The 24,664-nt window shown below is 68.0% G+C and carries 24 protein-coding genes; 6 read left to right on the forward strand and 18 right to left on the reverse strand.

Going from position 1 to position 24,664, the window contains the following annotated elements:
* Positions 1 to 882 (reverse strand): fumarylacetoacetate hydrolase family protein, encoded by an 882-nt coding sequence (locus ASG79_RS15250; RefSeq protein WP_056392281.1) that lies wholly within the window; start codon positions 880 to 882, stop codon positions 1 to 3.
* Positions 883 to 1,089: 207 nt separating this feature from the next.
* Between ASG79_RS15250 and ASG79_RS15255 the strand changes: the two genes are divergently transcribed.
* A complete protein-coding gene (locus tag ASG79_RS15255) occupies positions 1,090 to 1,350 on the forward strand; it encodes a hypothetical protein (protein ID WP_056392283.1) in 261 nt (86 codons plus the stop codon).
* Between the two features lie 71 nt (positions 1,351 to 1,421).
* Here the strand turns inward: ASG79_RS15255 and ASG79_RS15260 are convergent, their stop codons facing one another.
* The 4 genes from ASG79_RS15260 to ASG79_RS15275 form a co-directional block, all read right to left on the reverse strand.
* A complete protein-coding gene (locus ASG79_RS15260; RefSeq protein WP_018771730.1) occupies positions 1,422 to 1,667 on the reverse strand; it encodes a hypothetical protein in 246 nt (81 codons plus the stop codon).
* A gap of 162 nt (positions 1,668 to 1,829) precedes the next feature.
* Positions 1,830 to 3,422: a histidine ammonia-lyase gene (hutH, locus tag ASG79_RS15265; RefSeq protein ID WP_056392285.1), complete on the reverse strand. Its 1,593-nt coding sequence runs from the start codon at positions 3,420 to 3,422 to the stop codon at positions 1,830 to 1,832.
* Between the two features lie 3 nt (positions 3,423 to 3,425).
* Positions 3,426 to 5,123 (reverse strand): urocanate hydratase, encoded by a 1,698-nt coding sequence (hutU, locus tag ASG79_RS15270; RefSeq protein WP_018771732.1) that lies wholly within the window; start codon positions 5,121 to 5,123, stop codon positions 3,426 to 3,428.
* Between the two features lie 139 nt (positions 5,124 to 5,262).
* A complete protein-coding gene (locus tag ASG79_RS15275; protein ID WP_018771733.1) occupies positions 5,263 to 6,105 on the reverse strand; it encodes an IclR family transcriptional regulator in 843 nt (280 codons plus the stop codon).
* 334 nt (positions 6,106 to 6,439) lie between these two features.
* On the opposite strand from ASG79_RS15275, the gene ASG79_RS15280 reads away from it, so the two are divergent.
* Both ASG79_RS15280 and ASG79_RS15285 read left to right on the forward strand, forming a co-directional pair.
* On the forward strand, positions 6,440 to 7,927 hold the full coding sequence (locus tag ASG79_RS15280) for an amino acid permease (protein ID WP_056392288.1): 1,488 nt from the start codon (positions 6,440 to 6,442) through the stop codon (positions 7,925 to 7,927).
* A 48-nt stretch (positions 7,928 to 7,975) separates the two neighbouring features.
* Positions 7,976 to 8,611: a LysE family translocator gene (locus ASG79_RS15285; RefSeq protein WP_026266143.1), complete on the forward strand. Its 636-nt coding sequence runs from the start codon at positions 7,976 to 7,978 to the stop codon at positions 8,609 to 8,611.
* Between the two features lie 145 nt (positions 8,612 to 8,756).
* Here ASG79_RS15285 and ASG79_RS15290 read toward each other — a convergent pair whose 3' ends face one another.
* Positions 8,757 to 9,620: an SDR family oxidoreductase gene (locus ASG79_RS15290; protein ID WP_018772207.1), complete on the reverse strand. Its 864-nt coding sequence runs from the start codon at positions 9,618 to 9,620 to the stop codon at positions 8,757 to 8,759.
* 139 nt (positions 9,621 to 9,759) lie between these two features.
* On the opposite strand from ASG79_RS15290, the gene ASG79_RS15295 reads away from it, so the two are divergent.
* On the forward strand, positions 9,760 to 10,146 hold the full coding sequence (locus ASG79_RS15295) for a winged helix-turn-helix transcriptional regulator (protein WP_018772206.1): 387 nt from the start codon (positions 9,760 to 9,762) through the stop codon (positions 10,144 to 10,146).
* Between the two features lie 167 nt (positions 10,147 to 10,313).
* Positions 10,314 to 10,580, forward strand: coding sequence for a hypothetical protein (locus ASG79_RS15300; protein ID WP_018772205.1), 267 nt, complete (start codon positions 10,314 to 10,316; stop codon positions 10,578 to 10,580).
* Positions 10,581 to 10,602: 22 nt separating this feature from the next.
* On the opposite strand, the gene ASG79_RS15305 is transcribed toward ASG79_RS15300, so the two are convergent.
* Both ASG79_RS15305 and ASG79_RS15310 read right to left on the reverse strand, forming a co-directional pair.
* Positions 10,603 to 11,352, reverse strand: coding sequence for a 3-hydroxybutyrate dehydrogenase (locus tag ASG79_RS15305; RefSeq protein WP_018772204.1), 750 nt, complete (start codon positions 11,350 to 11,352; stop codon positions 10,603 to 10,605).
* Between the two features lie 63 nt (positions 11,353 to 11,415).
* Positions 11,416 to 12,795, reverse strand: coding sequence for an MFS transporter (locus ASG79_RS15310; RefSeq protein WP_018772203.1), 1,380 nt, complete (start codon positions 12,793 to 12,795; stop codon positions 11,416 to 11,418).
* A gap of 127 nt (positions 12,796 to 12,922) precedes the next feature.
* Here ASG79_RS15310 and ASG79_RS15315 point away from each other — a divergent pair, with 127 nt between their 5' ends.
* On the forward strand, positions 12,923 to 13,819 hold the full coding sequence (locus ASG79_RS15315; protein WP_018772202.1) for a LysR family transcriptional regulator: 897 nt from the start codon (positions 12,923 to 12,925) through the stop codon (positions 13,817 to 13,819).
* Here ASG79_RS15315 and ASG79_RS15320 read toward each other — a convergent pair.
* From ASG79_RS15320 to ASG79_RS15365, 10 genes are all read right to left on the reverse strand, one after another.
* Positions 13,816 to 14,727, reverse strand: coding sequence for a spermidine synthase (locus tag ASG79_RS15320; protein WP_018772201.1), 912 nt, complete (start codon positions 14,725 to 14,727; stop codon positions 13,816 to 13,818). The genes ASG79_RS15315 and ASG79_RS15320 overlap by 4 nt on opposite strands.
* Positions 14,728 to 14,759: 32 nt before the next feature.
* Positions 14,760 to 16,292: a D-glycero-beta-D-manno-heptose 1-phosphate adenylyltransferase gene (gene rfaE2, locus ASG79_RS15325; RefSeq protein ID WP_056392290.1), complete on the reverse strand. Its 1,533-nt coding sequence runs from the start codon at positions 16,290 to 16,292 to the stop codon at positions 14,760 to 14,762.
* Positions 16,289 to 17,749, reverse strand: a complete 1,461-nt coding sequence (locus ASG79_RS15330; RefSeq protein WP_056392291.1) for an aldehyde dehydrogenase family protein — start codon at positions 17,747 to 17,749, stop codon at positions 16,289 to 16,291. Before ASG79_RS15330 ends, rfaE2 (ASG79_RS15325) begins: the two co-directional genes overlap by 4 nt.
* Before the next feature lie 95 nt (positions 17,750 to 17,844).
* Complete coding sequence (locus tag ASG79_RS15335; RefSeq protein ID WP_018772198.1) at positions 17,845 to 18,561, reverse strand: SDR family oxidoreductase; 717 nt, start codon at positions 18,559 to 18,561, stop codon at positions 17,845 to 17,847.
* A gap of 44 nt (positions 18,562 to 18,605) precedes the next feature.
* Positions 18,606 to 20,021, reverse strand: coding sequence for a D-glycero-beta-D-manno-heptose 1-phosphate adenylyltransferase (rfaE2, locus tag ASG79_RS15340; RefSeq protein WP_018772197.1), 1,416 nt, complete (start codon positions 20,019 to 20,021; stop codon positions 18,606 to 18,608).
* Positions 20,018 to 20,728 (reverse strand): SIS domain-containing protein, encoded by a 711-nt coding sequence (locus ASG79_RS15345; protein WP_018772196.1) that lies wholly within the window; start codon positions 20,726 to 20,728, stop codon positions 20,018 to 20,020. The genes rfaE2 (ASG79_RS15340) and ASG79_RS15345 overlap by 4 nt, the downstream gene beginning before the upstream one ends.
* Complete coding sequence (locus ASG79_RS15350) at positions 20,725 to 21,990, reverse strand: glycosyltransferase (protein WP_018772195.1); 1,266 nt, start codon at positions 21,988 to 21,990, stop codon at positions 20,725 to 20,727. Before ASG79_RS15350 ends, ASG79_RS15345 begins: the two co-directional genes overlap by 4 nt.
* Positions 21,987 to 23,021, reverse strand: coding sequence for a glycosyltransferase (locus ASG79_RS15355; protein WP_056392293.1), 1,035 nt, complete (start codon positions 23,019 to 23,021; stop codon positions 21,987 to 21,989). The genes ASG79_RS15350 and ASG79_RS15355 overlap by 4 nt, the downstream gene beginning before the upstream one ends.
* Positions 23,018 to 24,106: a glycosyltransferase family 9 protein gene (locus ASG79_RS15360; protein ID WP_018772193.1), complete on the reverse strand. Its 1,089-nt coding sequence runs from the start codon at positions 24,104 to 24,106 to the stop codon at positions 23,018 to 23,020. Before ASG79_RS15360 ends, ASG79_RS15355 begins: the two co-directional genes overlap by 4 nt.
* Positions 24,106 to 24,642, reverse strand: a complete 537-nt coding sequence (locus ASG79_RS15365) for a D-glycero-alpha-D-manno-heptose-1,7-bisphosphate 7-phosphatase (protein WP_018772192.1) — start codon at positions 24,640 to 24,642, stop codon at positions 24,106 to 24,108. Before ASG79_RS15365 ends, ASG79_RS15360 begins: the two co-directional genes overlap by 1 nt.
* Between the last annotated feature and the right edge of the window lie 22 nt (positions 24,643 to 24,664).

Consider the following 24,664-nt stretch of genomic DNA (forward strand, 5'->3'; position numbering starts at 1 on the left):
CTAGGCTCTGACGGCCGCCCGTGCCCGGAACAACTCCTGGCGCTGGCGGCCCAGGCCGTCCACCTCTACCTCCACCACGTCGCCCGGCTGGAGGTAGGGGAAACGGCCGCTGAGGGCCACACCCTGCGGCGTCCCGGTCAGGATCACGTCACCCGGTTCAAGCCGCATGTACTGGCTGCAGTGGTGGACCAGTGAGGGCGCATCAAAGATGAGCTCCGATGACGACGAATCCTGGCGCGGCTCACCATTCACCCAGCTGCGCAGCCGCAGGTTGCCGCCGTCGATCTCCCCCGCCGGAACCAGCCAGGGGCCCAGGGGCGTGGACCCGGGAAGGGATTTCCCCTTGGTCCATTGCCCCGCCGCTCCCGGCAACTGGTATTCCCGCTCGGAGAAGTCGTTGGCGGTCACATAGCCGGCAATGCACTTGGACGCCTCGTCGACGGACCCGAGGTAGCTGGCTTCGCTGCCGATCACGATGCCCAGTTCCACTTCCCAGTCATATTGGGTGGAGTGCGGCGGAAGCGGGGCGGGGTCGCAGGGTCCGGTGACGGTGTTGCTGGGCTTGAGGAAGACGACGGGAACCGTTGGCGGTTCGGCACCCGATTCGGCGGCATGGGCGGCGTAGTTCATCCCGATGCCCACCACCGAACCGGGCCGGGCCACGGGGGAACCAACCCGAAGCGCAGCGGCGCCCGCCAAAACCGGCAGTTCCCCGGCCTCCAGTGCATCCCGCACCCTGTCCAGTCCGCCCCCGGCAAGGAACTCCCCGTCCACGTCGGCGGTAAGGGGCAACAGGCTGAAATACCGGTCGATGCCGTCCGCCGGGGAAACCAGGACCGCAGGCTGCTCGCTGCCGCTTTCGCCCAGGCGCATGATCTTCATACCGAATTCTCCTCAAGCCGTATCGATCGGGTGCTTCCAGGGCCCCCGGGCCCCGAGATCCATGGTCGTTGATTCGCTGCGATCCCGCGAACATAAGCCTTTGTGACTGCACATCCAGCGCCTGAAAGGACAGTCATCTGACATCTAACCGGAGCAGTCGGTAGAATGGTTGAGCCATCTTGGCACGAAACACAGAAAGTGCAGTACATGACTACAGCCACATTGGAGCGGATCCCCGCCGCCGCCAAGCCCACCGAAGGACCTGCTTTGCGGTCCATCAGCCTGGAGTTCTCCAGCGCCAGCGAGGTCCACGCAGGACTGGAAGAGGCGGTGGCCGAACTGATTGGGGTGGCAGCGAAGGATGCCGAGTGCGGCATCCGCGTCACCAGGCTGCACCCGGGAAGCTACACGGTAGCCCTGGACGCATCAGTACCTTTCGGCGAAACGTACGAGTCCTTCGCGGCCTGACCACGCCTACAAAAAATCCCCGCACGCCATACGGCAGTGCGGGGATTTTTTTGTTGCTGCTTGCGGGACTGCTAGCCGCGGCGGACCTCCACGCCGTCGGACTTCAGGAAAAGCTGCTTCTCCGCGGGGCCTGACGGACCGGCCGGAACCAGCCAAAGGACGTTGCCGCTTTGGGACACCTCTTCCACCTCCCCGGCTGCCACCACATGCGCATGCTTGATGATCTCGACGCGGTCCCCGGCCTTGAGGGCCTTCCAGTTGGATACCGCGGCGGAATGGGCATTGCGCCTGGACAGGACTGCCCCACGTGCTTTCATTTGAACTTCTACCCCTTTGTATCGTTCTGCTGCCACAGCTTCTTTGATGTGACTTTCACTACATCTTCAGTTCTACTACACTCCCGGCGCCACGGTGGGCCGTGGCGCCGGAAATTCCACCTTTCGGACGGACGGTCAGTAGGCGCTGAAGACTCTTCGGTATCAGGCGAGCGGCCCGACGGCGGATTCGGCTGCCCGGAGCACGTCACCTGAGGCGACCAGGCGGTCAGCCGCTTCCAGTTCCGGCGACAGGAACCGGTCCGTCCCCGGCCCCTCCACCACCCCGCGGAGCGCGGCCACGACAGCGGTACCCGCGGGCCCCGGCGTCAGGACCCCGCCCGAGAGCTGCGAGCGGATGTCCAGCGCCCGGGCCGAGGTCACCAGTTCGATGGCCAGGACGCGGCGGAGGTTTTCCACCGCCTTGCGCAGCTTGCGTGCCGCATGCCAGCCCATGGAGACATGGTCCTCCTGCATGGCGGAGCTCGGAATCGAGTCCACGGAGGCCGGAACGGCAAGCCGCTTGTTGTCCGAAACCAGGCCGGCCTGGGTGTACTGGGCGATCATCAGCCCTGAGTCCACGCCGGGGTCAGCGGCGAGGAAGGCGGGCAGGCCATGCGACCGGGCAGGATCCAGCATGCGGTCGGTCCGGCGTTCAGCGATGGAGCTGAGGTCGGCGACGGCGATGGCCAGGTAGTCCAGGACGTATGCCACGGGCGCGCCGTGGAAGTTGCCGTTGGAGCTCACACGCCCGTCGGGAAGGACCACGGGGTTGTCGATGGCTGCCGCCAGCTCCCGGGTGGCCACCAATTCGGCGTGGTCAACGGTGTCCCGGACGGCACCGGCAACCTGGGGGGCGCAGCGCAGCGAGTAGGCGTCCTGCACCCGGGAGTCCCCCACCCGGTGCGACGCCACGATGGGAGAGTCCGACAGCACGCGGAGCATGTTGTCCGCGCTTGCCGCCTGGCCCGGGTGGGGCCGCAGCGCAGCGTGCAGTTCGGGCAGGAATACCTGGTCGGTGCCCAGCAGCGCCTCGACGCTGAGGGCGGCGGTGATGTCCGCCGTCGACAGCAGTTGGCGAAGATCGGCGATGGCCATCAGGAGCATGCCCAGCATGCCCTCGGTGCCGTTGACCAGGGCCAGGCCCTCCTTTTCGGCGAGGGTGACGGGCTCGATGCCGTGTTCTGCCAGCAGCTCAGCGACAGGCCGCTCTCCCCGCCCGCCGTAAGTCACGCCGTCGGGCCCTTCCGCTTCCCCTTCGCCCATCAGGACCAGGGCGCAGTGGGACAGTGGCGCCAGGTCACCGGAGCAGCCCAGCGAGCCGAACTCGCGGACCACGGGGGTGATGCCGGCGTTGAGGACGTCCACCATGGTCTGCAGGACCACGGGGCGGACGCCGGTGCGGCCGGAGGCAAGGGTCTTGGCGCGCAGGAACATGATGCCGCGGACCACCTCCCGCTCCACGGCCGGCCCCATGCCCGCAGCGTGGCTCCGGATGAGGGACTTCTGCAGCTGGGTGCGCAGTTCATTCGGGATGTGGCGGTTGGCCAGGGCACCGAACCCGGTGGAGATGCCGTAGGCGGGGACGTCGCTGGCGGCGAGGTCATCGATGTGGGCGCGCACCTTGGCGACGGTTTCCAGGGCGTCCGGCGCGATGGTCACCTTCGCGCCGTGGCGTGCGACGGCGAGCAGATCCCCGGGCGTGACGCCGACGGACCCGAGGGTGACGGTCAGCGGTTCGTGTGTCGTAACAGTCATTTTCTACTTGCCTTCATTCATGGGGATGCGGACGCCGCGTTCCCTGGCGACGTCGAGGGCGCGTTCGTAGCCGGCGTCGGCGTGGCGGATGACGCCCATGCCGGGGTCGTTGGTGAGGAGGCGCTCGAGTTTCTGCGCTGCGAGGTCGGTGCCGTCGGCGACGGAAACCTGGCCGGCGTGGATGGAGCGGCCGATGCCCACACCGCCGCCGTGGTGCAGGGACACCCAGGTGGCGCCGGAGGCAGTGTTGAGCAGGGCGTTCAGCATTGGCCAGTCGGCGATGGCATCGGAGCCGTCCGCCATGGCCTCGGTCTCGCGGTACGGGGAGGCGACGGAGCCCGAATCCAGGTGGTCGCGGCCGATCACGATGGGAGCCTTGACCCTGCCGTCCTTGACGAGCTGGTTGAAGAGCAGGCCGGCCTTGGCGCGTTCACCGTAGCCGAGCCAGCAGATGCGCGCCGGCAGGCCCTCGAACTCGACCCGTTCCTGGGCGGCGTCAATCCAGCGGTGCAGGTGCTTGTTCTCCGGGAAGAGCTCCTTGATGGCTTCGTCCGTCACCCGGATGTCTTCCGGGTCACCGGACAGGGCAACCCAGCGGAACGGGCCAAGCCCTTCGCAGAACAGGGGCCGGATGTAGGCGGGGACGAAGCCGGGGAACTCGAAGGCCCGGGCGTAACCACCCTTGCGGGCTTCGTCGCGGATGGAGTTGCCGTAGTCGAACACCTCGGCGCCGGCGTCCTGGAATTCCACCATGGCCTGGACGTGCCGGGCCATGGATGCCTGGGCCTTCTTGGTGAACCCTTCAGGATCAGCCTCTGCCTCGCGGTGCCACTCGTCCACGGAAATGCCTTCGGGCAGGTAGGACAGGGGATCGTGGGCGGAGGTCTGGTCGGTGACGATGTCCACCGTCAGCTCGCCGGCCTTGTGGCGGCGCAGGATCTCGGGGAAGACTTCGGCGGCGTTGCCCACGTAGCCCACGGACCAGCCGCGGCGTTCCTCCTTGGCCTTGAGCACCTTGGCGATGGCGGCGTCGAGGTCGGTTTCCACCTCGTCCAGGTAGCGTTTGCCGGCCCGCCTGCGCAGGCGGGTTTCGTCGACGTCGACAATCAGGCAGGCGCCTTCGTTCAGGGTGACGGCGAGCGGCTGGGCGCCGCCCATGCCGCCGCAGCCGCCGGTGAGGGTCAGCGTGCCGGCGAGCGTGCCGTTTTCGTCCCCGGTGAGCTTGCGGGCGATCGCGGCAAAGGTTTCAAAGGTGCCCTGCAGGATGCCCTGGGTGCCGATGTAGATCCATGAACCGGCCGTCATCTGGCCGTACATCATCAGGCCCTCGGCCTCGAGCCGGCGGAATTCGGGCCAGGTTGCCCAGTCGCCGACGAGGTTGGAGTTGGCCAGCAGCACGCGTGGGGCCCACTCGTTGGTACGGAAGACGCCCACCGGCTTACCGGACTGGACCAGCAGGGTCTCGTCCTTTTCCATGGTCTCCAGGGTGCGGGTGATGGCATCGAACGCTGCCCAGGAGCGGACGGCGCGGCCAGTGCCGCCGTAGACCACCAGGTCGTCCGGGCGCTCGGCGACCTCGGGATCCAGGTTGTTCATCAGCATGCGCAGCGGCGCTTCGGTCTGCCAGGACTTGGCGGTGAGCTCGGTGCCGCGGGCTGCTTTGACCGGGCGGGCCCCGGTGGTGAAATCGGCGGGTGCCATGATGGGCTCCTTTTCTTGGTGTCTGAGGTTTCGAAGAAGTTCTGTATCAACTAAAGCCCTTTGAGGACGGGCTTCACAGCGGTTTTAGCGGGGTGCTGTCCGGTATTTCAGACCAGCGCCGTCAGTTGTTTGGCTGCGCTCATTTGACCGGGCGGCCGTGGATGCGGACCGAGAGTTCGTCGGCTACTTTCTGCACCCGGGCCGCCAGTACCGGCCACTCGTCAGCAGGCAGTTTGTCCTCCAGGAAGGTGACCGCGACGGCCGCGGTAGGCCACCCCAAATGGTCGGTGACCGCGGCGGCAATGGAGCCGAAGCCAGGGGTCACCTCGCCGTGTTCGGTGGCGTAGCCCCGCTGGCGGACCTGGTCCAGGTGCGAGGACAGGGCAGAGTACTTCATGATGGCCCCCTCCACCTCGTGCCGCGCAGTGAAGGCAGCAGCGTTGGGGTACAGGGCGCGCACCTGGGATTTAGGCAGGGCGGCAAGGATGGCCCGGCCGCTGGCAGTGAGGTGGCTGGGAAGCCTGACACCGACGTCGGTGACCAGGGACGGGCGGTTCTTGGCCCGCTCCTCCACGATGTACAGGACGTCGCGGCCGTGCAGGACGGCGAGGTGGGCGCTCTCGCCAATCGCGTCCACCAGCGAGGCAAGCAGTGGGCGGCCCAACCGGGACAGCGGCTCTTGGCGCGAGTACGCGGAGCTGAGCTCGAAAGCGCTGATGCCCAGCCCGTAGCGCTGTTCCTCGTGCAAATGGAGGACGAAGCCATTGGCCTCCATCACCCCCAGCAGGTGGTAGACGCTGGAGCGGGGCAGGTCCAGGCTGGACGCGATCTGCGACGCCGCCATGGGGCCACGCCGCGAAGCCAACAGCTTGAGGATGCGCAGGGTGTTTTCTGCGGCAGGAACTTTTGACGTTGCCTTGACGGATGCCCGGGGCGCCTGGTTCCCGGCGCCTCCTGTTTCGGCGCTTAGTGCAGTGCTCATCGGCTGGAAGGGTCTTTCTGGCTAGCTCTGTCCGGTATCCCGTACTTAAGCTTGCGCCCCTTGAGATGTCGTTTGAACCCCGTTCGGACTCACCGTGTCTGGAATACCGGACATTCGCTCCGTCGTACGCCTTATCGACACGCATATCCCTTTTCGCGCCCTAAATATCCGGCGCGAAAAGTAAGATGCGCAGCGCCAAATGATATCCGCAGCGAAAGGGCGCCGCGAACAGTCTGAAATGAAAGACAGCAACCCGCCGTGAGCCTCATCACGGTGCCTGCGAAAATGGTCTGCTGGTTAGCGGCTCCCCTCCCAATGACGAGAAGGTATTTGCATGCAACCAGCTCCAACCCCAACCCGGACCGAAATCGCGGCGGAAACGCACAAGCCAACTGCCGGCGTGGGGCATGTCCTCAACCGCGGGCTGAACGTCCGGCACATCCGCTTCATGGCGCTGGGCTCGGCGATCGGCACCGGCCTCTTCTATGGCTCAGCCTCCGCCATCCAGAAAGCCGGGCCGGCAGTTCTGCTGGCCTACATCATCGGCGGCGCAGCCGCGTTCATGGTGATGCGCGCCTTGGGCGAAATGGCCGTGCGGCACCCGGTATCGGGTTCCTTCAGCCAGTACGCGAGCCGGTACCTCGGCCCCCTCGCCGGCTTCGTGACCGGCTGGACGTACGTTTTCGAGATGGCCATCGTGGCGATCGCCGACGTCACGGCCTTCAGCATCTATATGGGCTTCTGGTTCCCGCAGGTGGACCGCTGGATCTGGATCCTGGCCGTCATCTGCTTCCTCGCCGCGCTGAACCTGCTCAGCGTCAAGGTCTTCGGAGAACTTGAGTTCTGGTTCTCGCTGATCAAGGTGGCGGCCATCATCGCCATGATCGCGGGCGGCGCTGCACTGATCGTGTTCGGCTTCCAGGGCGACGGCACTGCCGTGGCTCCGGGACTGGGCAACCTCGTTGACCATGGCGGATTGTTCCCCAACGGCTTCGAAGGCCTCCTGGCATCGTTCGCCGTGGTGATGTTCGCGTTCGGCGGCATCGAGACCCTGGGCATCACGGCCGGCGAGGCGGCTGACCCCAAAAAGGTCATCCCAAAGGCCGTGAACACTGTGCCCGTGCGCGTGCTGCTGTTCTACGTCCTCACGCTCGGAGTCCTGATGAGCCTCTTCCCGTGGGACCAGGTGGGCACCAGTGGCAGCCCGTTCGTGCAGATCTTCAGCGGCCTGGGCATCCCGGCGGCACCGCACATCCTGAACGCCGTGGTGATCACGGCCGCGCTTTCAGCCATCAACAGCGATATCTTCGGCGCCGGACGCATCCTTTTCGGGCTTTCCAGCCAGGGCCATGCACCGGCCGCCTTCGGCAAGGTCTCCCGGCACGGCGTCCCGTGGATGACCGTGGTCATGATGGCGGGAATCCTCCTGGTGGGAGTGGTCCTCAATGCCGTTATTCCGGAGGATGTGTTCCTGGTGATTGCCTCGATTGCCACCTTCGCCACCGTTTGGGTCTGGGTGATGATCCTCGCGTCCCATGTTGCAATGAAGCGGGAAATCGCCCGCGGGGGCCTGCCGGCGTCGGAATTCCCGTCGCCGTGGTGGCCCGCCGCCTCCGTCCTGACCATCGCTTTCATGGTGCTGGTGATCGCCATCCTGGGCGCGTTCGAGGACACCCGGATCGCCCTGTACGTGGGCGCGGCATGGCTGGGACTGCTGGTGATGGCCTACCGCCTGTGGATCAAGGGTGTCGGCCGACGCCGGGCCCACCTTGAGGACGAGACCTCGCCGCTGCCGGTGGTCGGGGCAGGCACGGGCAGCTAAGCCGGAAACAGCCGGCTGCGGACGCCCGTACCGGAGCTACAATCAGCCATGGTTCCAATGTCCAACCTGGTGGCATTCGCCCTGGCGTCCGTAATCCTGATCGCCGTCCCGGGCCCCAGCGTGCTGTTCGTCATTGGACGTTCCCTCGCGCTGGGGTGGCGCGGCGGCGTCCTTACCGTCCTGGGAAATGCCACGGGCCAGTTGGTCCAGGTCATCGCCGTGGCCCTTGGCGTGGGTGTGGTGGTGGCCGAGTCCGTGCTTCTTTTCAGCATCGTGAAGCTGGCAGGTGCCGCTTACCTGGTTTTCCTGGGGATCCGGACCATTGTCCGCCGGGGGCACGGTTCCCGGCGGCTTGCGCCGCCGCCGGCCTCCACTCCGTGGACGTTGGTGCGCCAGGGGGCGGTGGTGGGCGCCACGAACCCGAAGTCGGTGGTGTTCTTCGTGGCGATCCTGCCCCAGTTCGTGGACTACCCTGCCGGCAACATTCCGTTCCAGCTTGCACTGCTGGGTGCTGTCTTCCTGCTGATCGCGTTGGTCTCGGACAGCGTGTGGGCGATCGCGGCGGGGTGGGCGCGGCTGTGGTTCGTCCGCTCACCGCGGCGCGTCCCCGCGGTGGAGGCGGTCGGCGGGGCAATGATGATCGGCCTCGGCGGAACGCTGGCCCTAACCGGATCCAAAACCTAGGACTGCACCTGCCCTGGCAGCAGTACTGAAGCAAGAAGTGCCCGGTCCCCGAACGGACCGGGCACTTCCATGTTCTGCTCTGTAAGACCGGCGCCTGTCAGGCCACTGCCCTGTCAGCCCACTGCCCCGTCAGGCCTGCGCTCCCCTAGCCCGCAGCAGCGGCGGCCCGTACCGCCTGGCCGAGGGACGTCGTCGGGCGCCCGATCAGCCTGCGCAGGTCGCCGGTGCTGACCAGGAGATCGCCGCGCGCAATGCCCAGGTCCGAATCAGCCAGGATCCCGGCAAAAGCCTCGGGAACACCCACACCGGTGAGCAGGCCAACGTAATCCTCGGTGGGCAGGTTGTTGTAGCGGACAGGTTTTCCCGTGGCTGCGGTGATCTCGGACGCCAGGTCCGCCATGCTGAAGGCCTCGTCGCCGCCCAGCTCGTAGACCTTGCCGGCCTGGCCATCGGCCACCAGGACCGCTGCTGCGGCGTGGGCGTAGTCGGCCCGTGCGGCCCCGCTGACCTTGCCCTCTCCGGCACTGCCCGCGAGCGCTCCCTGGGCCAGGGTGCCCGGCAGCTGTTCCGTGTAGTTCTCCAGGTACCAGCCGTTGCGCAGCAGGACGAAGGGGACGCCGGATTCGCGCAGCAGCGCCTCCGTGGCCTTGTGCTCATCCGCCAGCAGCATGCCCGTGGTGTCCGCATTGGCGATGCTGGTGTAGGCCAGCAGCTCCACGCCTTCGGCCTTTGCGGCGTTGATCACGGTGCGGTGCTGTTCCACCCGCCGGCCCACTTCGCTGCCGGAAATCAGCAGCACCCGCCGGGCGCCCTTGAGTGCTTCGGCCACGGAACCAGGGTCGGCATAGTCCATGTGCTGCACGCGTACCCCGCGCGCGGAAAAGTCTGCGAGCTTCTCCACCGACCGGCCGGCGGCCACGATATCCGCGGCGGGTACGCCCCGCTCCAGGAGGGCTTCAAGAACGTGGCGGCCCAACTGTCCGGTGGCGCCTGTAACAACAATGCTCACGGTGGTTCCTTTCGGGAGTTTTTCTCTGTCAGAGGGCACAACCATGGCCAGTCGGCAGAACTTCCCAACAGAGAGTACGCACTTTGAAGTAAGGTACTAACCCAAAAGTTAGATACCAGGCTTTGGGTAAGCTGAAGGCATGGAAACAGCACCTCACGCGTCGCCCCTCCCGCAGGCCTTTGCCGACGGCGTGTTCCCCGCCGGGTGCCCCAGCCGGACCCTGCTGGACCACATCACCAGCAAATGGGGAGTCCTGATCCTGCTTTCCCTGTCCGAGGGTGAGCAGCGCTGGAGTGATTTGCGGCGGCGGGCCGAGGGAATCAGCGAGAAGATGCTGGCCCAGACATTGAAGACCCTGGAGCGTGATGGCCTGGTCAGCAGGAACGCCCAGCCGGTCATTCCGCCCCGCGTGGATTACAGCCTCACGGAGCGGGGCTACGAATTGAGCGCTCTCCTGGTGCCTTTGGTTGCGTGGGCATTCGACAACGCCGAGGACATCATCAACGGAGCCGGCCTGGGCAGGTAATGCCCCCCTCAGAACTTGAGTACCTGTTACTGATGTTGCTGATGTGATTAGCGCCTAGCGTGGGCGTACGGTGGCGGCCGGAATGGGAGGACCATCCTCCGCTGGGAGCGTTCGGCCAACCAGCACCGTTAGCGGGCGGCAGGCTGCCGCCTGGAGGAGTTGGTCACATGGCCAGGGACGACTACGCACAGGATTTTTCCCGCCTGGGCCAGCCCGTCAGCGTGGGTGAAGCGCTGGGACAGGTCCTGGGACTGATGCTGGAGGCCTTCAGTCCGCGGTCCCCTTACCGGGTGGGTGACACCGTCATAGGCGACGACCCCTTCAGCGGCAGGCGCGAAGGGGTCGTCGTGTGGCGGGACCGGCGTTCGGTGGGGGTGAAGACGACCTACGGCGTCTTCTTCTTCGACCACCGGCTGGTCAAACCCCTGGAATAGGAGGCGCGGGGCCGGACGGGTGCTACCGCGCGGACCAGCCCCCATCCATGGTGTAGCTGGCGCCGGTGACCATTCCGGCGTCCGCGGAAGCCAGCCAGGCCACCAGGGACGCCACTTCTTCCGGCTCCACCAGGCGCTTGATGGCCGCCTCGGTGAGCATCACCTTGGCCAGGACCTCGGATTCGGGGATGCCGTGAACCTTGGCCTGGTCGGCGATCTGCGACTCCACCAGGGGCGTGCGCACGTAGCCGGGGTTGATGCAGTTGGACGTGACCCCGTGAGCCCCGCCTTCCAGCGCCGTCACCTTGCTCAGCCCTTCCAGGCCATGCTTGGCGGAAACGTAGGCGCTCTTGAACGGGGAGGCCCGGATCCCGTGCACCGACGAGAGGTTGATGATGCGGCCGAAGTTGTTCGCGTACATGTGTGGCAGCGCCGCCCGGATCAGCAGGAAGGGCGCCTCCAGCATGAGGGTGATGAGCCGGCGGAAATCTGCCGGCTCAAAGTCCTCGATGGGGCTGATGCGCTGGATACCGGCATTGTTCACCAGGATGTCGCAGTCCAGGCTGAGGGTGGCCAGGGCGTCAACGTCCAGCAGGTCCACGCCCCACGCGGTGCCGCCCACCTCATCGGCGAGCGTCGCCGCCGCGGCGGCGTCGACGTCGGCCACCACCACTTTCGCTCCCCGCGCGGCAAGTGCGCGCACGCACGCCGCCCCGATTCCGCTGGCACCGCCGGTGACCAGCGCCTTGCGTCCATTCAACGTGTCCTCCATTGCAGTTCTCCTTTTGTGCGCCTACGCGGTCCAGCGGGTTCCATCGGTCCAATCGTGGCCAGGTCAGCCGTGCGTGGGGCTGAGCAGTCCCTCGCGGGCGGCGTCTTCCTTGTCCACGTCTTCCAGGGCAATGCCCTTGGTTTCCTTCAGGCTCAGGACGGCCACGGTTGTGATGGCGCAGGCCACCACCAGGTAGATGGCGGTGGGCACCCATGAGCCGGTGTCCTTGAGCCACTGGGTGGCCAGCAGCGGCGCCAGGGAGCCGGCGAAGATGGACGTGACCTGGGAACCCAGGGAGGCTCCGGAGTACCGCATGCGGGTGGGGAACATCTCGGCCATGATGGCCGGCTGGCCGGCGTACATGAGGCCGTGCAGGCACAGTCCGATGGTCACCGCCAGGACAATCACCACGGCGTTCCGGGTGTCGAACATGGGGAAGGCGAAGAACGGCCAGGTGGCACCCAGGATGGCTCCGGCGAGGTAGACCGGCTTGCGGCCGATCCGGTCCGCCAGGCGGCCGTACTGCGGGATGATGGCGAAGTGGATGACGTGCGCGATCAGCAGTGCCAGCAGCAGTGATGACGTGTCGTACTTGTGCACGCTCTTGAGGTAGACAATCGCGAAGCTGACCACCAGGTAGTACATGATGTTCTCCGCGAACCGGAGGCCCATGGCCTGGAAGATGCCCTTGGGGTACTTGCGGACCACCTCGAACACGCCGTAGCTGACGGCCTGTTCCTTTTCCACCAGTTCCTTGGCTTCGAGGAAGATGGGGGATTCACTGACGTGGGTACGGATGTAGTAGCCCACGAAGACGATCACGGCCGAGAGCCAGAAGGCCACGCGCCAGCCCCAGCCAAGGAAAGCCTCGCTGCTGAGGGTGGTGGACATGATGTACAGCACCAGGGTGGCCAGCAGGTTGCCCACCGGGACGGCGGCCTGGGGCCAGCTGGACCAGAAGGCGCGGGTCTTGTTGGGGCTGTGTTCTGCCACGAGGAGGACTGCTCCGCCCCATTCGCCGCCCAGCGCGAAGCCCTGGATGAACCGCAGGGCCACCAGCAGTGCGGGGGCCAGGTACCCGATGTCGGCGAAGCCGGGGAGGCAGCCCATCAGGAACGTGGAGACGCCGATGATCACGATGGTGAGCTGCAGCGTGGGCTTGCGGCCCAGCTTGTCACCGATCTGGCCGAACACGATGCCGCCCAGCGGGCGTGCAATGAAGCCCACGGCGTAGGTGAGGAAGGCCTGGATGATCCCGTCGAGCTCGTTTCCGGTGGCGGGGAAGAAGTACTTGCCGAAGACCAGGGTGGCGGCGGTGGCGTAGAGGAAGAACTCGTACCACTCCACCACCGTCCCCACCATGGAGGCCGCGACGATCTTCTTCAGTCCTGATCCTTTGGGTGCATGCCCGGCCTCGTTGGCGGGGCGCTGCTCTACGCTCATGGTTTCTCCTAGTGTCCACATTGACACGCGCTGTGATCTCCAGCACAAGTGACTCAGATGAGTATTGCTGCACAAACCAGGCACTTCAATGCCCAAAGCGGCACGAAACATGTGCACAATTGCAGATATGAATGCGAACCCCGATGACCTGCTGGTCCTCCTGGCAGTGTCCCGCTCGGCCAGGTTCACGACGGCGGCCCAGGCCCTGGGCTTGAACCACACCACGGTGTCCCGCAGGATCGCCGCCCTTGAGAAAGCGCTCGGCGGCCGGGTATTGTCCCGGGCAGCAGGCGGCTGGGAACTGACGGAGCTCGGCGAACGGGCCGTGCGGGCAGCGGAACAGGTGGAAGCGGTGCTGGGCACGCTGGGACCGGCAGGCCAGGCACCCGACCCGATTACCGGCGTCGTACGCATGACCGCCACCGATGGCTTCAGCGCCTACATTGCAGCCCCAGCGGTGGCGCGCCTGCGCCGGGACCATCCGGGCCTCAGCGTGGAAGTGGTGACCATGACGCGCCGTGCCCTGCAGCAGCGGTCCGGCCTGGACATCGAGGTGGTGGTGGGCGAGCCGCAGGTGCACCGGGCGGAGGCCATCCGGCTGGGTGAATACCGGCTGGGAATGTACGCGTCCCGCGCCTACCTGGCGGAGCACGGGACACCGGCCACCGTGGCTGAACTCAACGGGCACCCGCTGGTGTATTTCGTGGATTCAATGCTGCAGGTGGATGACCTTGACGCGCCGCGGCGGCTGGTTCCGGCCATGCGCGACGGCCTCACCTCCACCAACGTGTTCGTGCACGTGGAGGCAACCCGGGCCGGGGCGGGGGTCGGGTTCCTGCCGTGCTTCATGGCGGACCTGCACGATGACCTGGTCCGGCTGCTGCCCGACGAGATCGGCGAACTGCTCCCCTACTGGCTGGTCCTGCGCCCGGATTCGCTGCGCCGGCCCGCGGTTGCCGCGGTGGTGCAGGCCCTCCGGGAACGGATGGCGGATTACCGCGAAGCGCTCCTGGGCCGGGCTTAGGCTTCCGGGGGCGCCGGCGGGTCGTGGCGGACTGCCGCTCCGGCGGCGAACGCCCGGACCTGGGCGTCGTCCCAGAGGTGGGCCGGGACGGCTCCGCCCAGGAGCCTGCGCCGCAGCTGTGGGTCGTCCACGATGGGCGAGTCGCTGCCGGCCATCACCATGTTTCCGTAGCGCCGGCCCTTCAGCATGGCGGGGTCGGCAATGATCACCGTGTGCCGGAAGGCTGCCGCAATGGTGGCCGCGTCCTCCCGCGCATTCCGGAGGTCGGGGGCATCGCCGGAGTTGGCCACGTACAGGCCGCCCGGGGCCAGGACCCGTTTGACGTGCGCATTGAATTCGGCGGTGGTCAGCGGGCGCGGGGTGTGGGCGCCGGCGAAGACGTCGCGGATGATGAAGTCCCGGGTGCCGGCCGTCAGGGTCTCCGTCACGGCGCGGGCCTCCCCTACCCGGATCCGGAGCAAAGGCGCCTTGGGAAGGTCGAACCAGTTGCGGACATGCTCCGCGAGCTTGCCGTCCAGTTCCACCACCACCTGGCGGGCGTCCGGGTAGGCTGCGGCGAAGTAGCGGGCCATGGAGCAGGCGCCGCCGCCCAGGTGCAGCCCGCGCAGCTTTGCCGACGATGCGTCCGACGGCGGCCAGCGGGATTCAATGAGCGCCGCCATCCACCGCATGTACTCGAAGTCCAAAAACAGGGGATCGGCGAGGTCGATGTGCGAGCTCATGACCCCGTTGATCTTCAGGAGCCAGCCCGTGGAGTTGTCCTGGTCCGCCACCAGCTCGCAGTCACCGGTATCGATGTAGTAGACACCCTCCACCGGACCACTCTGGCGGGAGCCCGCAGGCACCTCCACCACGCCTGCAACCGCACGGATGCTGTTCCGGCCCCCTGACCTTCCGCGTTTTGCCATTACCCGTGCCACGCTTCAGTCATGCTTCAACCTTAGTTGGTAGGCACTGCGCCTTCACCGTCGCGGATCCGTTTCACCACGGCGGTGGTGGACCGTTCAGCCACGTAATCAAGAATGGCGATCCGGCCGCCGTACTCTTCCACCGCCGGGGTCTCCTCCAGCATTTCCGGCGTGTAGTCCCCGCCCTTGGCATAGACTTCGGGCCGGAGCCGGCGGATCAGCGGGGTGGCCGTGGGGGTATCGAACACTGTCACATAGTCCACGCAGCTCAGGGCCGCCACCACGGCTGCACGGTCCGCCATGGTGTTGATGGGCCTGCCGGGGCCCTTGAGCCGGCGCACCGAATCATCACTGTTCAGTGCCACCACCAGGATGTCGCCCAGCTGTTTCGCCTGGTTGAGGTACCTGGTGTGGCCGCTGTGCAGCACATCGAAGCAGCCGTTGGTCAGCACGATCCGCTGGCCCTGGGCGCGGTGTATTTCCATCTGCCGTTCCAGTTCGTCCGCACTCAGGGCGGTATCGGCGAAGGCCTCCAGGTACCGGCTGAGCTGGGCGGTGCTGCACACAGACGTGCCGGGCTGGTGGACCACCACGTCGGCGGCCGACTGGGCCAGGTCCAGGCTGGCGGTCAGCGGCAGCCCGGCGGCACGGGCAAGCGTCAGGGCCGCCACGAAGGTGTCCCCTGCCCCGGATGCCTGCTTCTCCGCGGCGGGCCGGGCCCACGTCCGGTGCCGCACGCCGTCGGGCATCAACAGCACGGTTCCGTCCCGGTCCAGGGTGACCACCTCGGCCCGGGCGCCGGTTGCCTGAAGCAGGGCCGCGGACTCCGCGGACACCGCCTCCACCCGCGCCTGCCCTTCCGGCAGTTTCCGGTCCAGGAGCCGGGCGGTTTCCTGCGCGTTCGGGGTCACCAGGTGGGGCTGCAGGGCAGCCCAGGGGCGCGGATCATGGGCGTCGACCACCACAAGCGGACGGTTTTCGCCGGCGGTGTCAGGTCCCAGGACGCGCGCCAGTTCCGTGCGGACAGGGTCCGCCACCACGCCGGTCCCGTAGTCGCACACCAGCACGGCGTCCTGGCGTTCGACGGCGGCACGCACCGAGGCGGCGAGCGCGGCCAGGGCGTCGGCCGGGACAGCGCCGGCCGAGTCGTCGAGGCGCAGCATCACCTGGCCGCCGCTGCTGATCCGGATCTTGGTGGTGGTGACCATGTCCGGGTGGGTGTGCAGGTGCCGGACGTCGATGCCGGCGGCGGCAAGCTGCGCACGGAGGTCTTCGCCGGCGTCGTCAGAGCCGATGATTCCGGCTACCGAGACCTTTGCTCCCAGGGCGGCCAGGTTCATGGCGGTGTTGGCCGCGCCGCCCGGGACCGATTCGCGGGACTGGATGTCCACCACGGGGGCGGGCGCTTCCCGGCAGAGCCGTTCGATGCTGCCGCTCCACCAGCCGTCGAGCATCACGTCGCCGATGACCAGGATGGAGGGATGTTCCGCGGCGAGCCGGCCGGGGAGCCAGTCGGACAGTGCCCGCTGGGTGGACAGGTCGATGGATTCCGGGGACGCGTTCACGGCAGGTCCCGGTCGTCAGTGTTGATGATGGTATCCGGGCCGTCGCCGGAACCGGCCGCCGGCGGGGCCGCGATGTGCACCACCTTGACCTGGCTGAACTCGTCCAGGAGCTCTGGCCCGTAGCCGAACCCGGCCCCGCTCTCGCCGCGCGGCTGGGCTGCTCCGCCGGGGGCGCCGCCGAACACCTCGTTGACCTTCACCGTTCCCACGGGCAGCGCAGCCACCGCCTGCTGGATGTGCGCGATGTTGCTGCTTAGGACGGTGGCCGCCAATCCATACCTGCCGCTGCACGCCAGGCGCAGGCCGTCGTCGAACGTGTCCACCACCTGCACCGGAGCCACGGGGCCGAACGTTTCCTCCGCCATCACCTGCATGCTTTCGGTGCAGCCGAGCAGGACGGTGGCCGGGTAGAAGGAACCCGGGCCGGCCGGGAGGGCACCGCCCTCCACCGCGCGGGCGCCCTGGGCCAGGGCCTCGGCGACGTGGGCGTGGACGGCGTCGCGCATCCGCAGGTCCACCAGCGGCGCCACGCTGCCGCTGCTGTTCCGGAGCGCTGCCTCGGCCTCCAGGGCTTTGCAGAACTCGGCGGCAATGTCCCTATGGACGTAGATCCGTTCCACGGAGGTGCAGATCTGGCCGCTGTTGCTGAAGGCTCCGATGGCTGCCTGCTGGGCAGCCCACCCGGGATCCACGTCGCGGTCCACCAGCAGGGGGTCGTTGCCACCGTTTTCCCTGATGACGTGGGCGCCGGTAAGGGCTCCGGCCTGGGCAATGCGGGCGCCTGAGGCGCTGGATCCCACGTGGGCTATGACGTCCACGGCGGCCTGCGACAGCGCCGCTCCCACCCCTGCGCCACCGGAGAGGGTCTGGAATACCCCGGCAGGGAAGGCCGGCGCCAGCACTTCGCCCAGCGCCTCCCCAAGCCGCGGGCACCGCTCGCTGGGTTTGTGGATGACCGTGTTGCCCGTGGCCAGCGCGGCGCCGATCAGCCCGCAGGCAACGGCAACCGGATCGTTCCAGGGGGTCAGCAGGACGGCCACGCCGCGCGGTTCGGCCAGCGTGTAGTCGGAGGCGAGCCGGTTGCCGCGGAGGCTGTGGCCACGGTGGACCGGGCCAAGTTCCGCGTACTGCTCCAGGGTGGAAACCCCGGCGGCGATGCCGGCCAGGGCCTCATCCTCCGGCCGGCCGGTTTCGCTGGCGTTCAGCCGCGCGAGCTCCCGCGCAGCTGCATCAAGGGCTTTGGCGGCTGCCCGCAGCGCGGCGCCCCGTTCGGCCGGTGCAGTTGCGGCCCACGCTGCTGCACCGCTGCGGGCCACACCCACGGCGTGGTTGATGGCCTCGGGCGCCGCTTCGGGCACCGTCCAAAGCACTTCACCGGTTCGCGGGTCCTGGATGGTGATGCCGGAGCCCTGGACTGTCTCATGGCCTGCGGATGTTTCGGTGGCTGTGGTGGGCATGGTGTTCCTCCCGCCTTTCCGTGCTGGATGTGTCGGTGCTGGATATGTCGCTTGTGCAAACTGCGGATGGCAGCGTAGTTGTGGCCGGCGGCGGCTTAGGGCCAGGAGCCCTCTTCCTCGTGGCAGATCAGCATCTCGCGCACCTCGCAGCCGGTGGGCTGGTTGAGTGCGAACAGGATGGCCTGCGCGGTGTTGGCGGGGTCGTTGAGCCGGGAGTCGTCCTGCGGCTTGTACTGCTCGGTGCGGTCGTCGAAGAACCGGGTCTTCATGCCGCCGGGGATCATGGTGGTGACGCCGATTTCGCCGCCGGTTTCCGCGGCCAGTGCGTGGCTGAACCCCACCACGCCGAACTTCGAGGCGCAGTACGCGGTGGCATCAGCCACGGCGCGCTTGCCCAGGGTGGATGCCACGGTCACTACGCGGCCGTGGGTTTCCTTTAGGTAGGGCAGGGCGGCGCGGACCACGGAAACGGTGCCCATCAGGTTGACGCCGATGACCTTTTCCCACTCGTTGGCTTCGACGTCGGCGAGCTTGCCGCAGCGGTCGATTCCGGCGGCGGTGACCACGGCGTCCAGGCCGCCCAGGGTTTCGGCGGCTTCCAGGACAGCCTTCTCCACGGCAGCGCGGTCAGCGACGTCCACTTCGAACGCCTTCACCCCGGAGACGCTGCTGATGTCGCGGTCCAGGACCACCGGGGTGCCACCTGAGCGGAGGACGGCGTCGACGACGGCGGCCCCCAGTCCGGAGGCACCTCCAGTGACCAGGACGCGGCCGGGGTTGGTGGGTGCGGTTGCAGTTGGTTCTGCTGTCATGGTGTTCCTTTCAATGGGGAAAACAAGTCGATGGGCAGGGAGGTTCAGCTGACCTTGGCGAGTGCGTCCGCCAGGCCGGTGGTGGAGCGGGCCGGGTGGAAGGGGACGGTGAGGCAGCGGCCGCCCCAGCTTTCCACCAGGTCCGTCTCGGGCAGGCGGGCGCCCTTGTAGTCGCCGCCCTTGACCCAGATGTCCGGACGCAGACGGTCCAGGACGGCTTCCGGTGTGTCCTCGTCGAAGACCATCACGGCGTCCACGCATTCCATCGCCAGGAGCAGCTCGGCCCGGTCATGCTGGCCGATGATGGGACGCTCCGGCCCCTTGAGCCGGCGCACCGAATCGTCGGAGTTGAGGCACACGATCAGGCAGTCCCCCAGCTCCCGGGCTGCGGTGAGTGTTCGGACGTGGCCGGCGTGGATCAGGTCGAAGCAGCCGCCGGTGGCAACCACTTTTCCGCCGTTTTCACGGACCGAACGGGCCAGGAGCAGTGGTTCGGTGGTACGCCGGCCGGGCGCCTGCGCCGGCCCGCGATGTCCGGGGGCGGCATCTTCCCCACCGGCATCGGGCAGGGCCGACACTCCTCCGGCGGCCAGGAAATCGGCGGCATCGTGGACCGCCAGGGCCGCCGCATCCGGCAGGTCGCGGCCGGCCAGGAGGTGCACCGCCAGGCTGGCTGCCAGCCGGTCGCCTGCCCCGCAGGGATCGCCGGCCTCCACCCTCGGCGCGGGAACGGAACGGGCGGCGGTACCGCCCCGCTGCAGCAGCACGGCCCCTTCCTCGCCTTTGGTCACCAGCACCGCCTGGCTGCGCCAGCGTTCCAGCAGGACCCCTGCCACGGCTGCGGCTGGGTCTGCGGAATCCGCCTGGGCGGAGCCCTTCCCCGGACCGGACTGCACCGCCTTGGTGGCCTCGGAGATATTCGGGGTCACCACGGTTACGCCTGGCACCGGTTCGGGCCCCGAGGGATGCGGGTCCCAGATGACCGGCACCCTGTCCGCGAGCCGGGCCAGCACGTCGCGCAGCTGCGGGTTGGCTGCCAGTCCCCGGCCGTAGTCCGCCACGATCACCACGCCGGCTTTTTCCACGGCGCGGAGCATGGCGGGGCTGACCTCCGGGACCGGCGTCTTTTCACAGCCCTGGTCGAAGCGGACCACCGGATGGGAACCCGCCCGGACCCGGGTCTTGACGGGCGAGGGATAGCTGCTGCTGCCCGCGACGAGCCGCACGCCGGCCAGCTGCGCACGCAACTGGCTGCCGGCGTCGTCGTTGCCAAGGACCGTCACCAGCGTGACGGGCCAGCCGTCCTGGGCCAGCATGCGCGCCACCAGGCCTGCGCCGCCGGCGCGGCGGCGGACAGCCGAAACGTCCACCACGGGAACAGGGGCGTCCGGGCTGAGCCGGGTGGCCTCACCGGAAAGGTCGACGTCCAGCATCACGTCTCCCACGACGACGATCCTCATGGCCGGCCACCTCTGGGGAACCCTGGGACCACTGACGGGGTGTGCCGGGCAACCTCAAGGTCGAAGGCCCGGCACACGGCATGCAGGGCGATCAGGTGCCCTTCCTGGGCGTTGGCGTTCAGGGCGTCGATCATGACGGCCTGGTCGCAGACGTCCGCCAGCGGGTTGGGGCCGGAGCCGGTGAGCGCCCAGGTGGTCACGTTGAGCCGGGAGGCCGCTTCCGCGGCGCGCAGCAGGTTGGGGCTCTTGCCGCTGGTGGACAGCAGCATCAGCACGTCACCGGAGCGGCCATGCGCGCGGACCTGCCGGGAAAAGACTTCGTCGTACCCGTAGTCGTTGGCGATGGCGGTGACCGCCGATGACTCCGCGTGCAGGGAAATGGCGGAGAACGGGACCCGCTCGCTGTCGAACCGGCCCACCAGTTCGGCGGTGAGGTGTTGCGCCTCCGCGGCTGAGCCGCCGTTGCCCGCGGCCAGGAGCCGCTGGCCGCGCAGCAGGCGCTGTGCCAGCTCCACGCCCCAGGCAGCCAGCCGGCCCGACTGGCTGCGGAGCGAATCAAGCGCCGGAATGACGTTGTCCAGGTGGGTGCGGACGGCCTCGGCGCTGGCGGCATCCACGAACGTGGCGCCCGGGAGCACAGCGGGCAGGGCCGGTGCTGCGGTCAGGGTACGGAGGTCTGCTTCACGCAGGGACGATTCAGCAGTCACAGGGCGGCTCCTTCCATCGGTACGATCCCGGCCGAAACGCTGGCCGGGGCACCGGCCATGGCCAGCTGGTATGCCTTTTCGGTTTCCGCTGCCACCCGGTCCCAGGAGTAACGGGTGCGCGCGCGCCGCTCCCCGGCCTGGCCGAGCTTCGTCCTGAGGGCGGGGTTTTCCAGCAGCAGTGACAGTGCCGAAGCAATGGCTTCAGGGTCCCGCGGCGGGACGTGCAGGCCGGTGGTGTGGTCAACCACCGTGTCCCGGAGGCCGCCAACCGCTGCTGCCACCACCGGAATGCCGCATGCCATGGCTTCCAGCGGCACGATGCCAAACGGTTCATACCAGGGTGCGCACACCACGGCATCGGCACTGCGGAAGATGCCGGGCATCTCCGCGCGGGACACCTGCCCCTGCAGGGTCACGTGTTCAGACACGCCCAGCCCGGCGGCGAGGTCCAGCAGGCGCCGGATTTCGGGGTCGGCGTGCATCACGTTCGTGTCGCCGCCCCCGCCCACGATCAGGAGTTCGACGTCGTCGAATCCCGCCGCCTTGAGGTACGGGAGCGCACGGATCACCAGGTCCACACCCTTGCGTGGCACCAGCCGCCCCACAGACAGGATCCGGTAGCGGCGCTTCCTGGCTGCCACCGGCCCCTCTGCAGAGAAGAAGCCCAGGTCCACGCCGCAGGGTGCAATGGAGATCTTGCCGGTGGCGATACCCATGGCCTTGAGCTCGAAAACTTCGTCTGAGCAGGTGGCGATGATCCGGTCGGCAGCTCGTCCCACGCCGGGTTCCAGCCAGCGGCGTGCCTCCGGGCTGGTGTCCTCCGCGCCCTGGTGCCTCCGCTTGACGGTGCCCAGCGCATGGAACGTTTGCAGCATGGGCACGCGGTATCCGGCATCGGGCCGCCTGGCCGCCTCCAGGGCTGCCAGGCCGGACATCCAGAAGTGGCCGTGCACCACATCCGGCGGCCGATGCCCCCAGTCCCTGGCCACGCCGTCCGCGAGGTCGCCCATGTAGGGCAGCAGCTGGTCCTTGGGCACGTGGCGGGCGGGCCCGGCGTCCACGTGGACCACTTCGAACCGGCGCCCCACCCGGACCCGTGCGGGAAGCTCCGTTGCGTCCCTGCGGGTGTAGACGGTGACGTGGTGGCCGCGCTTGGCAAGGGCCTCGGACAGCGCGGCAACGTGTACGTTCTGCCCGCCTGCATCCACTCCGCCCAGTGCCGCCAGCGGACTGGCGTGTTCAGAAATCATGGCGATCTTCATGGTGTCTTCCTCTCCCGCGCCGGAACGAGGATCCGCTCGTCCGGCCGCTCGTTAACGGGGTGCCGCGGACGGTTCCGCAGGTCCGCCAGGAGCTCATCCCAGCGGTCCTGGAACTTGCCCAGGCCGTAACGCTCCAGCGCCGCCTCCCGGGCGGCAGCTCCCCGCCGTCGGGCTTCATCCGGATTGGCCACCAGCCGCGCCGCGCAACGGAGCAGCTCGTCGACGTCGGCCGAGACCACGCCGGCTTCCTGCGGCACGGCGCGTGGGGCCTCGGTGGTGGCAAGCACCACCACCGGCATGCCCAGGTGCATGGCTTCCAGGAGGGACAGCCCCAGCGAGGTCCAGCGCATGGGATGGACGTAGACCCGGCAGCGGGCAAGTTCCCGGTGCAGGTCCCGGGTCTTCAGGTCGCCCCGGGACGTCACGCGTGAAGCCTCGATTCCGGTGGCTGCCGCCAGGCCCTCTGTCTTCATGCCGAACACCTGCAGCGGCGCCACCGACGCGAAGGCCGGCAGCAGGTCGGTTCCGGTGACCCGGCCGCGGCGGACCGGTTCGTTGACCACTACCCCCAGTTCCGGCAGTTCACCGGTATAGAGCTGGCCAGGGTCCGGGATTCCGTGCTCGATCACCGTGGTGGGAGCGGAGCCGTTGTCCCAGGCCAGGCGGTTGAAGTGGGTGACGTGGACCACCGGGATGCTGGTTTGGTCCGCAAGCGGGTGGCTGGTGTTCGGGAAGTTGCCTTTGGGCGTGTTGTGCTCCACGAACACGGCCGGAAGGTCGACGCCGGGCATCCGGCCCAGGGTTCGGACCACCTCATCGATCTCTTCCGGGCGTTGGAGGACGACGGCGTCCACGGCGTCAGGGTGGAGCGTCGCCAGGTCCACCTCCCGCACTGATTCCGGCCAGTCCCTGCCGGCGCGGCCCAGGCCCCATGCGCCGCCTCCGGGCAGGACGGGAAGCAGGTACTCGTGGCGGCCGCGGACAAAGGCGTCCGTCCAGGAACCGTGGACATGCCAGAGCAGGATTCTCATCTGTTGCGGGCCTTTCTACGGGTGCTGACATGGGTGCTGAAGGAGCTCACTCCGCTGATCAGGCGTTCCACCGCTGCCACCACTTCCTCCGGCGATACGGAGTCGAGGCAGGGGTGGCCCGGGACGGGGCAAAGCCGGGCGCGGGACATACGGCAGGGTGCGTTCTGGTCCCCGAGGAGTTCCAGGGGCACGCCATAGGGCGCCCACCGGATGGCCGGGACCACAGGGGAAAACAGGCACGCCACGGGTGTGCCCACCGAAGCTGCCAGGTGGGCCGGTCCGGTGTTCCCGCTGACCACCGCATCGGCTCCGGCCATGACGGCGGCCATGGTGGGCAGGTCGGTGCGCCCGCCGAGGTCCACCGCAGAGGGGCCGGCCACCGTGGCGGTCAGCGACTCCTCGCCGGGTCCGCCGGTCACCACCACCCGGTACCCGGCACCCTGGAGGAGTTCGACGGCGGCGGCATGGTGCAGCGGGGGCCACGCCCTGGCGGGAACAGCGGCTCCGGGGTGGACCACAACGTACGGTTCGTCACCCACCAGGCCCGTCACGTCCGGACCGGACTTCACGCGCAGCTTCCCGTCATCGCCCGCGGGGAGCCGGAAACCTGCGGCCTCGGCAATGCCCAGTGCCCGCTCCGCCTCGGGCTGGTCTTCGGGGAAGTCCTCCCCCGGCTTGAGGCGGACATCCAGCAAGGAGCCGGCGTAGTCAGTGGAGGCGCCGGTGATGCGTTCCACTCCTGCCAGCCGCAGCAACAGGGCCAGCGGCAGCGGCGACTGATGGAAGGACGTGAGGATGACTGCTTCGGTGATCCGGGAATTGCGGACATACTCGATCAGCCGGTCGGCGTGCGGCCCGGTCATCCCGGGCGCCGGGTTCATAATCCAGGGACTGTCCCAGCTGTACACCTCAGCGGCGCCAGGGAGCATCGCGGCCGCAGCTTCACCCTGCCTGCCGCACAGCATCACCACGTGGTTGGTGCTGCCGCCGTACTGGGCACGGCCGTTGGCTACCGCCCGCACGGCCGGACCTGCCAGCAGGACATCGCCCATGCTGTCCAGCCGGGCCACCAGGACGCGCCCCATCAGGGCGTCCCCTGCAGCAGGCCGACGGCGGACGCCAGGTCGGAAGCAACCAGCCGCGCCGCAGCCACCTCCTCGGCACGGGTCACGGGGGTGGGAACCAGGACTCCGGTGGCGCCGGCCGCTTCGGCAGCACCGACGTCGGCGCCAATGTCCCCAATCAGGGCGGCCTCCGAGGCATGGATGCCAAGTTTGCGGCAGGCGCTGTGGACCATCCCCGGAGCGGGTTTCCGGCATGTACAGCCGTCCTGCTCCGCGTGGGGGCAGACTTCCCACACGTCAAAAGGTCCCAGCAGTTCTTCCACCCGGGCGTTGACTCTTGCCACGTCCCCGGCCGAGATCAGGCCGCGGGCAATGCCCGACTGGTTACTGATCACGCCGGTGGCGATACCCTCCGCCCGCAGGCTGTCCAGCACGGCCTTGGCGCCGGGCATTGGCCGTACTTTGCCGGGGTCCCCGTTGTAGGGCACATCGATCACCAAGGTTCCGTCCCGGTCGAACAGGACAGCGCGGAGCTTGGATCTTTCAGAGCTTCCCATGACCAAACAGTTCCCTCCTGCT

The sequence above is a fragment of the Arthrobacter sp. Soil761 genome (genome assembly GCF_001428325.1).
Classification (GTDB): domain Bacteria; phylum Actinomycetota; class Actinomycetes; order Actinomycetales; family Micrococcaceae; genus Arthrobacter.

What these genes read in the sequence shown, in the direction of transcription:
- ASG79_RS15295 (WP_018772206.1), top strand. Translation starts at nt 9,760, where the DNA reads ATGGAAACAGCACCTCACGCGTCGCCCCTCCCGCAGGCCTTTGCCGAC.
- ASG79_RS15315 (WP_018772202.1), top strand. Translation starts at nt 12,923, where the DNA reads ATGAATGCGAACCCCGATGACCTGCTGGTCCTCCTGGCAGTGTCCCGC.
- ASG79_RS15310 (WP_018772203.1), bottom strand. Translation starts at nt 12,795, where the DNA reads ATGAGCGTAGAGCAGCGCCCCGCCAACGAGGCCGGGCATGCACCCAAA.
- ASG79_RS15305 (WP_018772204.1), bottom strand. Translation starts at nt 11,352, where the DNA reads ATGGAGGACACGTTGAATGGACGCAAGGCGCTGGTCACCGGCGGTGCC.
- ASG79_RS15365 (WP_018772192.1), bottom strand. Translation starts at nt 24,642, where the DNA reads ATGGGAAGCTCTGAAAGATCCAAGCTCCGCGCTGTCCTGTTCGACCGG.
- hutU (WP_018771732.1), bottom strand. Translation starts at nt 5,123, where the DNA reads ATGGCACCCGCCGATTTCACCACCGGGGCCCGCCCGGTCAAAGCAGCC.
- ASG79_RS15335 (WP_018772198.1), bottom strand. Translation starts at nt 18,561, where the DNA reads ATGACAGCAGAACCAACTGCAACCGCACCCACCAACCCCGGCCGCGTC.
- ASG79_RS15350 (WP_018772195.1), bottom strand. Translation starts at nt 21,990, where the DNA reads ATGAAGATCGCCATGATTTCTGAACACGCCAGTCCGCTGGCGGCACTG.
- ASG79_RS15330 (WP_056392291.1), bottom strand. Translation starts at nt 17,749, where the DNA reads ATGCCCACCACAGCCACCGAAACATCCGCAGGCCATGAGACAGTCCAG.
- rfaE2 (WP_018772197.1), bottom strand. Translation starts at nt 20,021, where the DNA reads ATGAGGATCGTCGTCGTGGGAGACGTGATGCTGGACGTCGACCTTTCC.
- ASG79_RS15355 (WP_056392293.1), bottom strand. Translation starts at nt 23,021, where the DNA reads ATGAGAATCCTGCTCTGGCATGTCCACGGTTCCTGGACGGACGCCTTT.
- ASG79_RS15260 (WP_018771730.1), bottom strand. Translation starts at nt 1,667, where the DNA reads ATGAAAGCACGTGGGGCAGTCCTGTCCAGGCGCAATGCCCATTCCGCC.
- ASG79_RS15255 (WP_056392283.1), top strand. Translation starts at nt 1,090, where the DNA reads ATGACTACAGCCACATTGGAGCGGATCCCCGCCGCCGCCAAGCCCACC.
- ASG79_RS15250 (WP_056392281.1), bottom strand. Translation starts at nt 882, where the DNA reads ATGAAGATCATGCGCCTGGGCGAAAGCGGCAGCGAGCAGCCTGCGGTC.
- ASG79_RS15285 (WP_026266143.1), top strand. Translation starts at nt 7,976, where the DNA reads ATGGTTCCAATGTCCAACCTGGTGGCATTCGCCCTGGCGTCCGTAATC.
- ASG79_RS15360 (WP_018772193.1), bottom strand. Translation starts at nt 24,106, where the DNA reads ATGGGGCGCGTCCTGGTGGCCCGGCTGGACAGCATGGGCGATGTCCTG.
- ASG79_RS15300 (WP_018772205.1), top strand. Translation starts at nt 10,314, where the DNA reads ATGGCCAGGGACGACTACGCACAGGATTTTTCCCGCCTGGGCCAGCCC.
- ASG79_RS15275 (WP_018771733.1), bottom strand. Translation starts at nt 6,105, where the DNA reads ATGAGCACTGCACTAAGCGCCGAAACAGGAGGCGCCGGGAACCAGGCG.
- ASG79_RS15280 (WP_056392288.1), top strand. Translation starts at nt 6,440, where the DNA reads ATGCAACCAGCTCCAACCCCAACCCGGACCGAAATCGCGGCGGAAACG.
- hutH (WP_056392285.1), bottom strand. Translation starts at nt 3,422, where the DNA reads ATGACTGTTACGACACACGAACCGCTGACCGTCACCCTCGGGTCCGTC.
- ASG79_RS15320 (WP_018772201.1), bottom strand. Translation starts at nt 14,727, where the DNA reads ATGGCAAAACGCGGAAGGTCAGGGGGCCGGAACAGCATCCGTGCGGTT.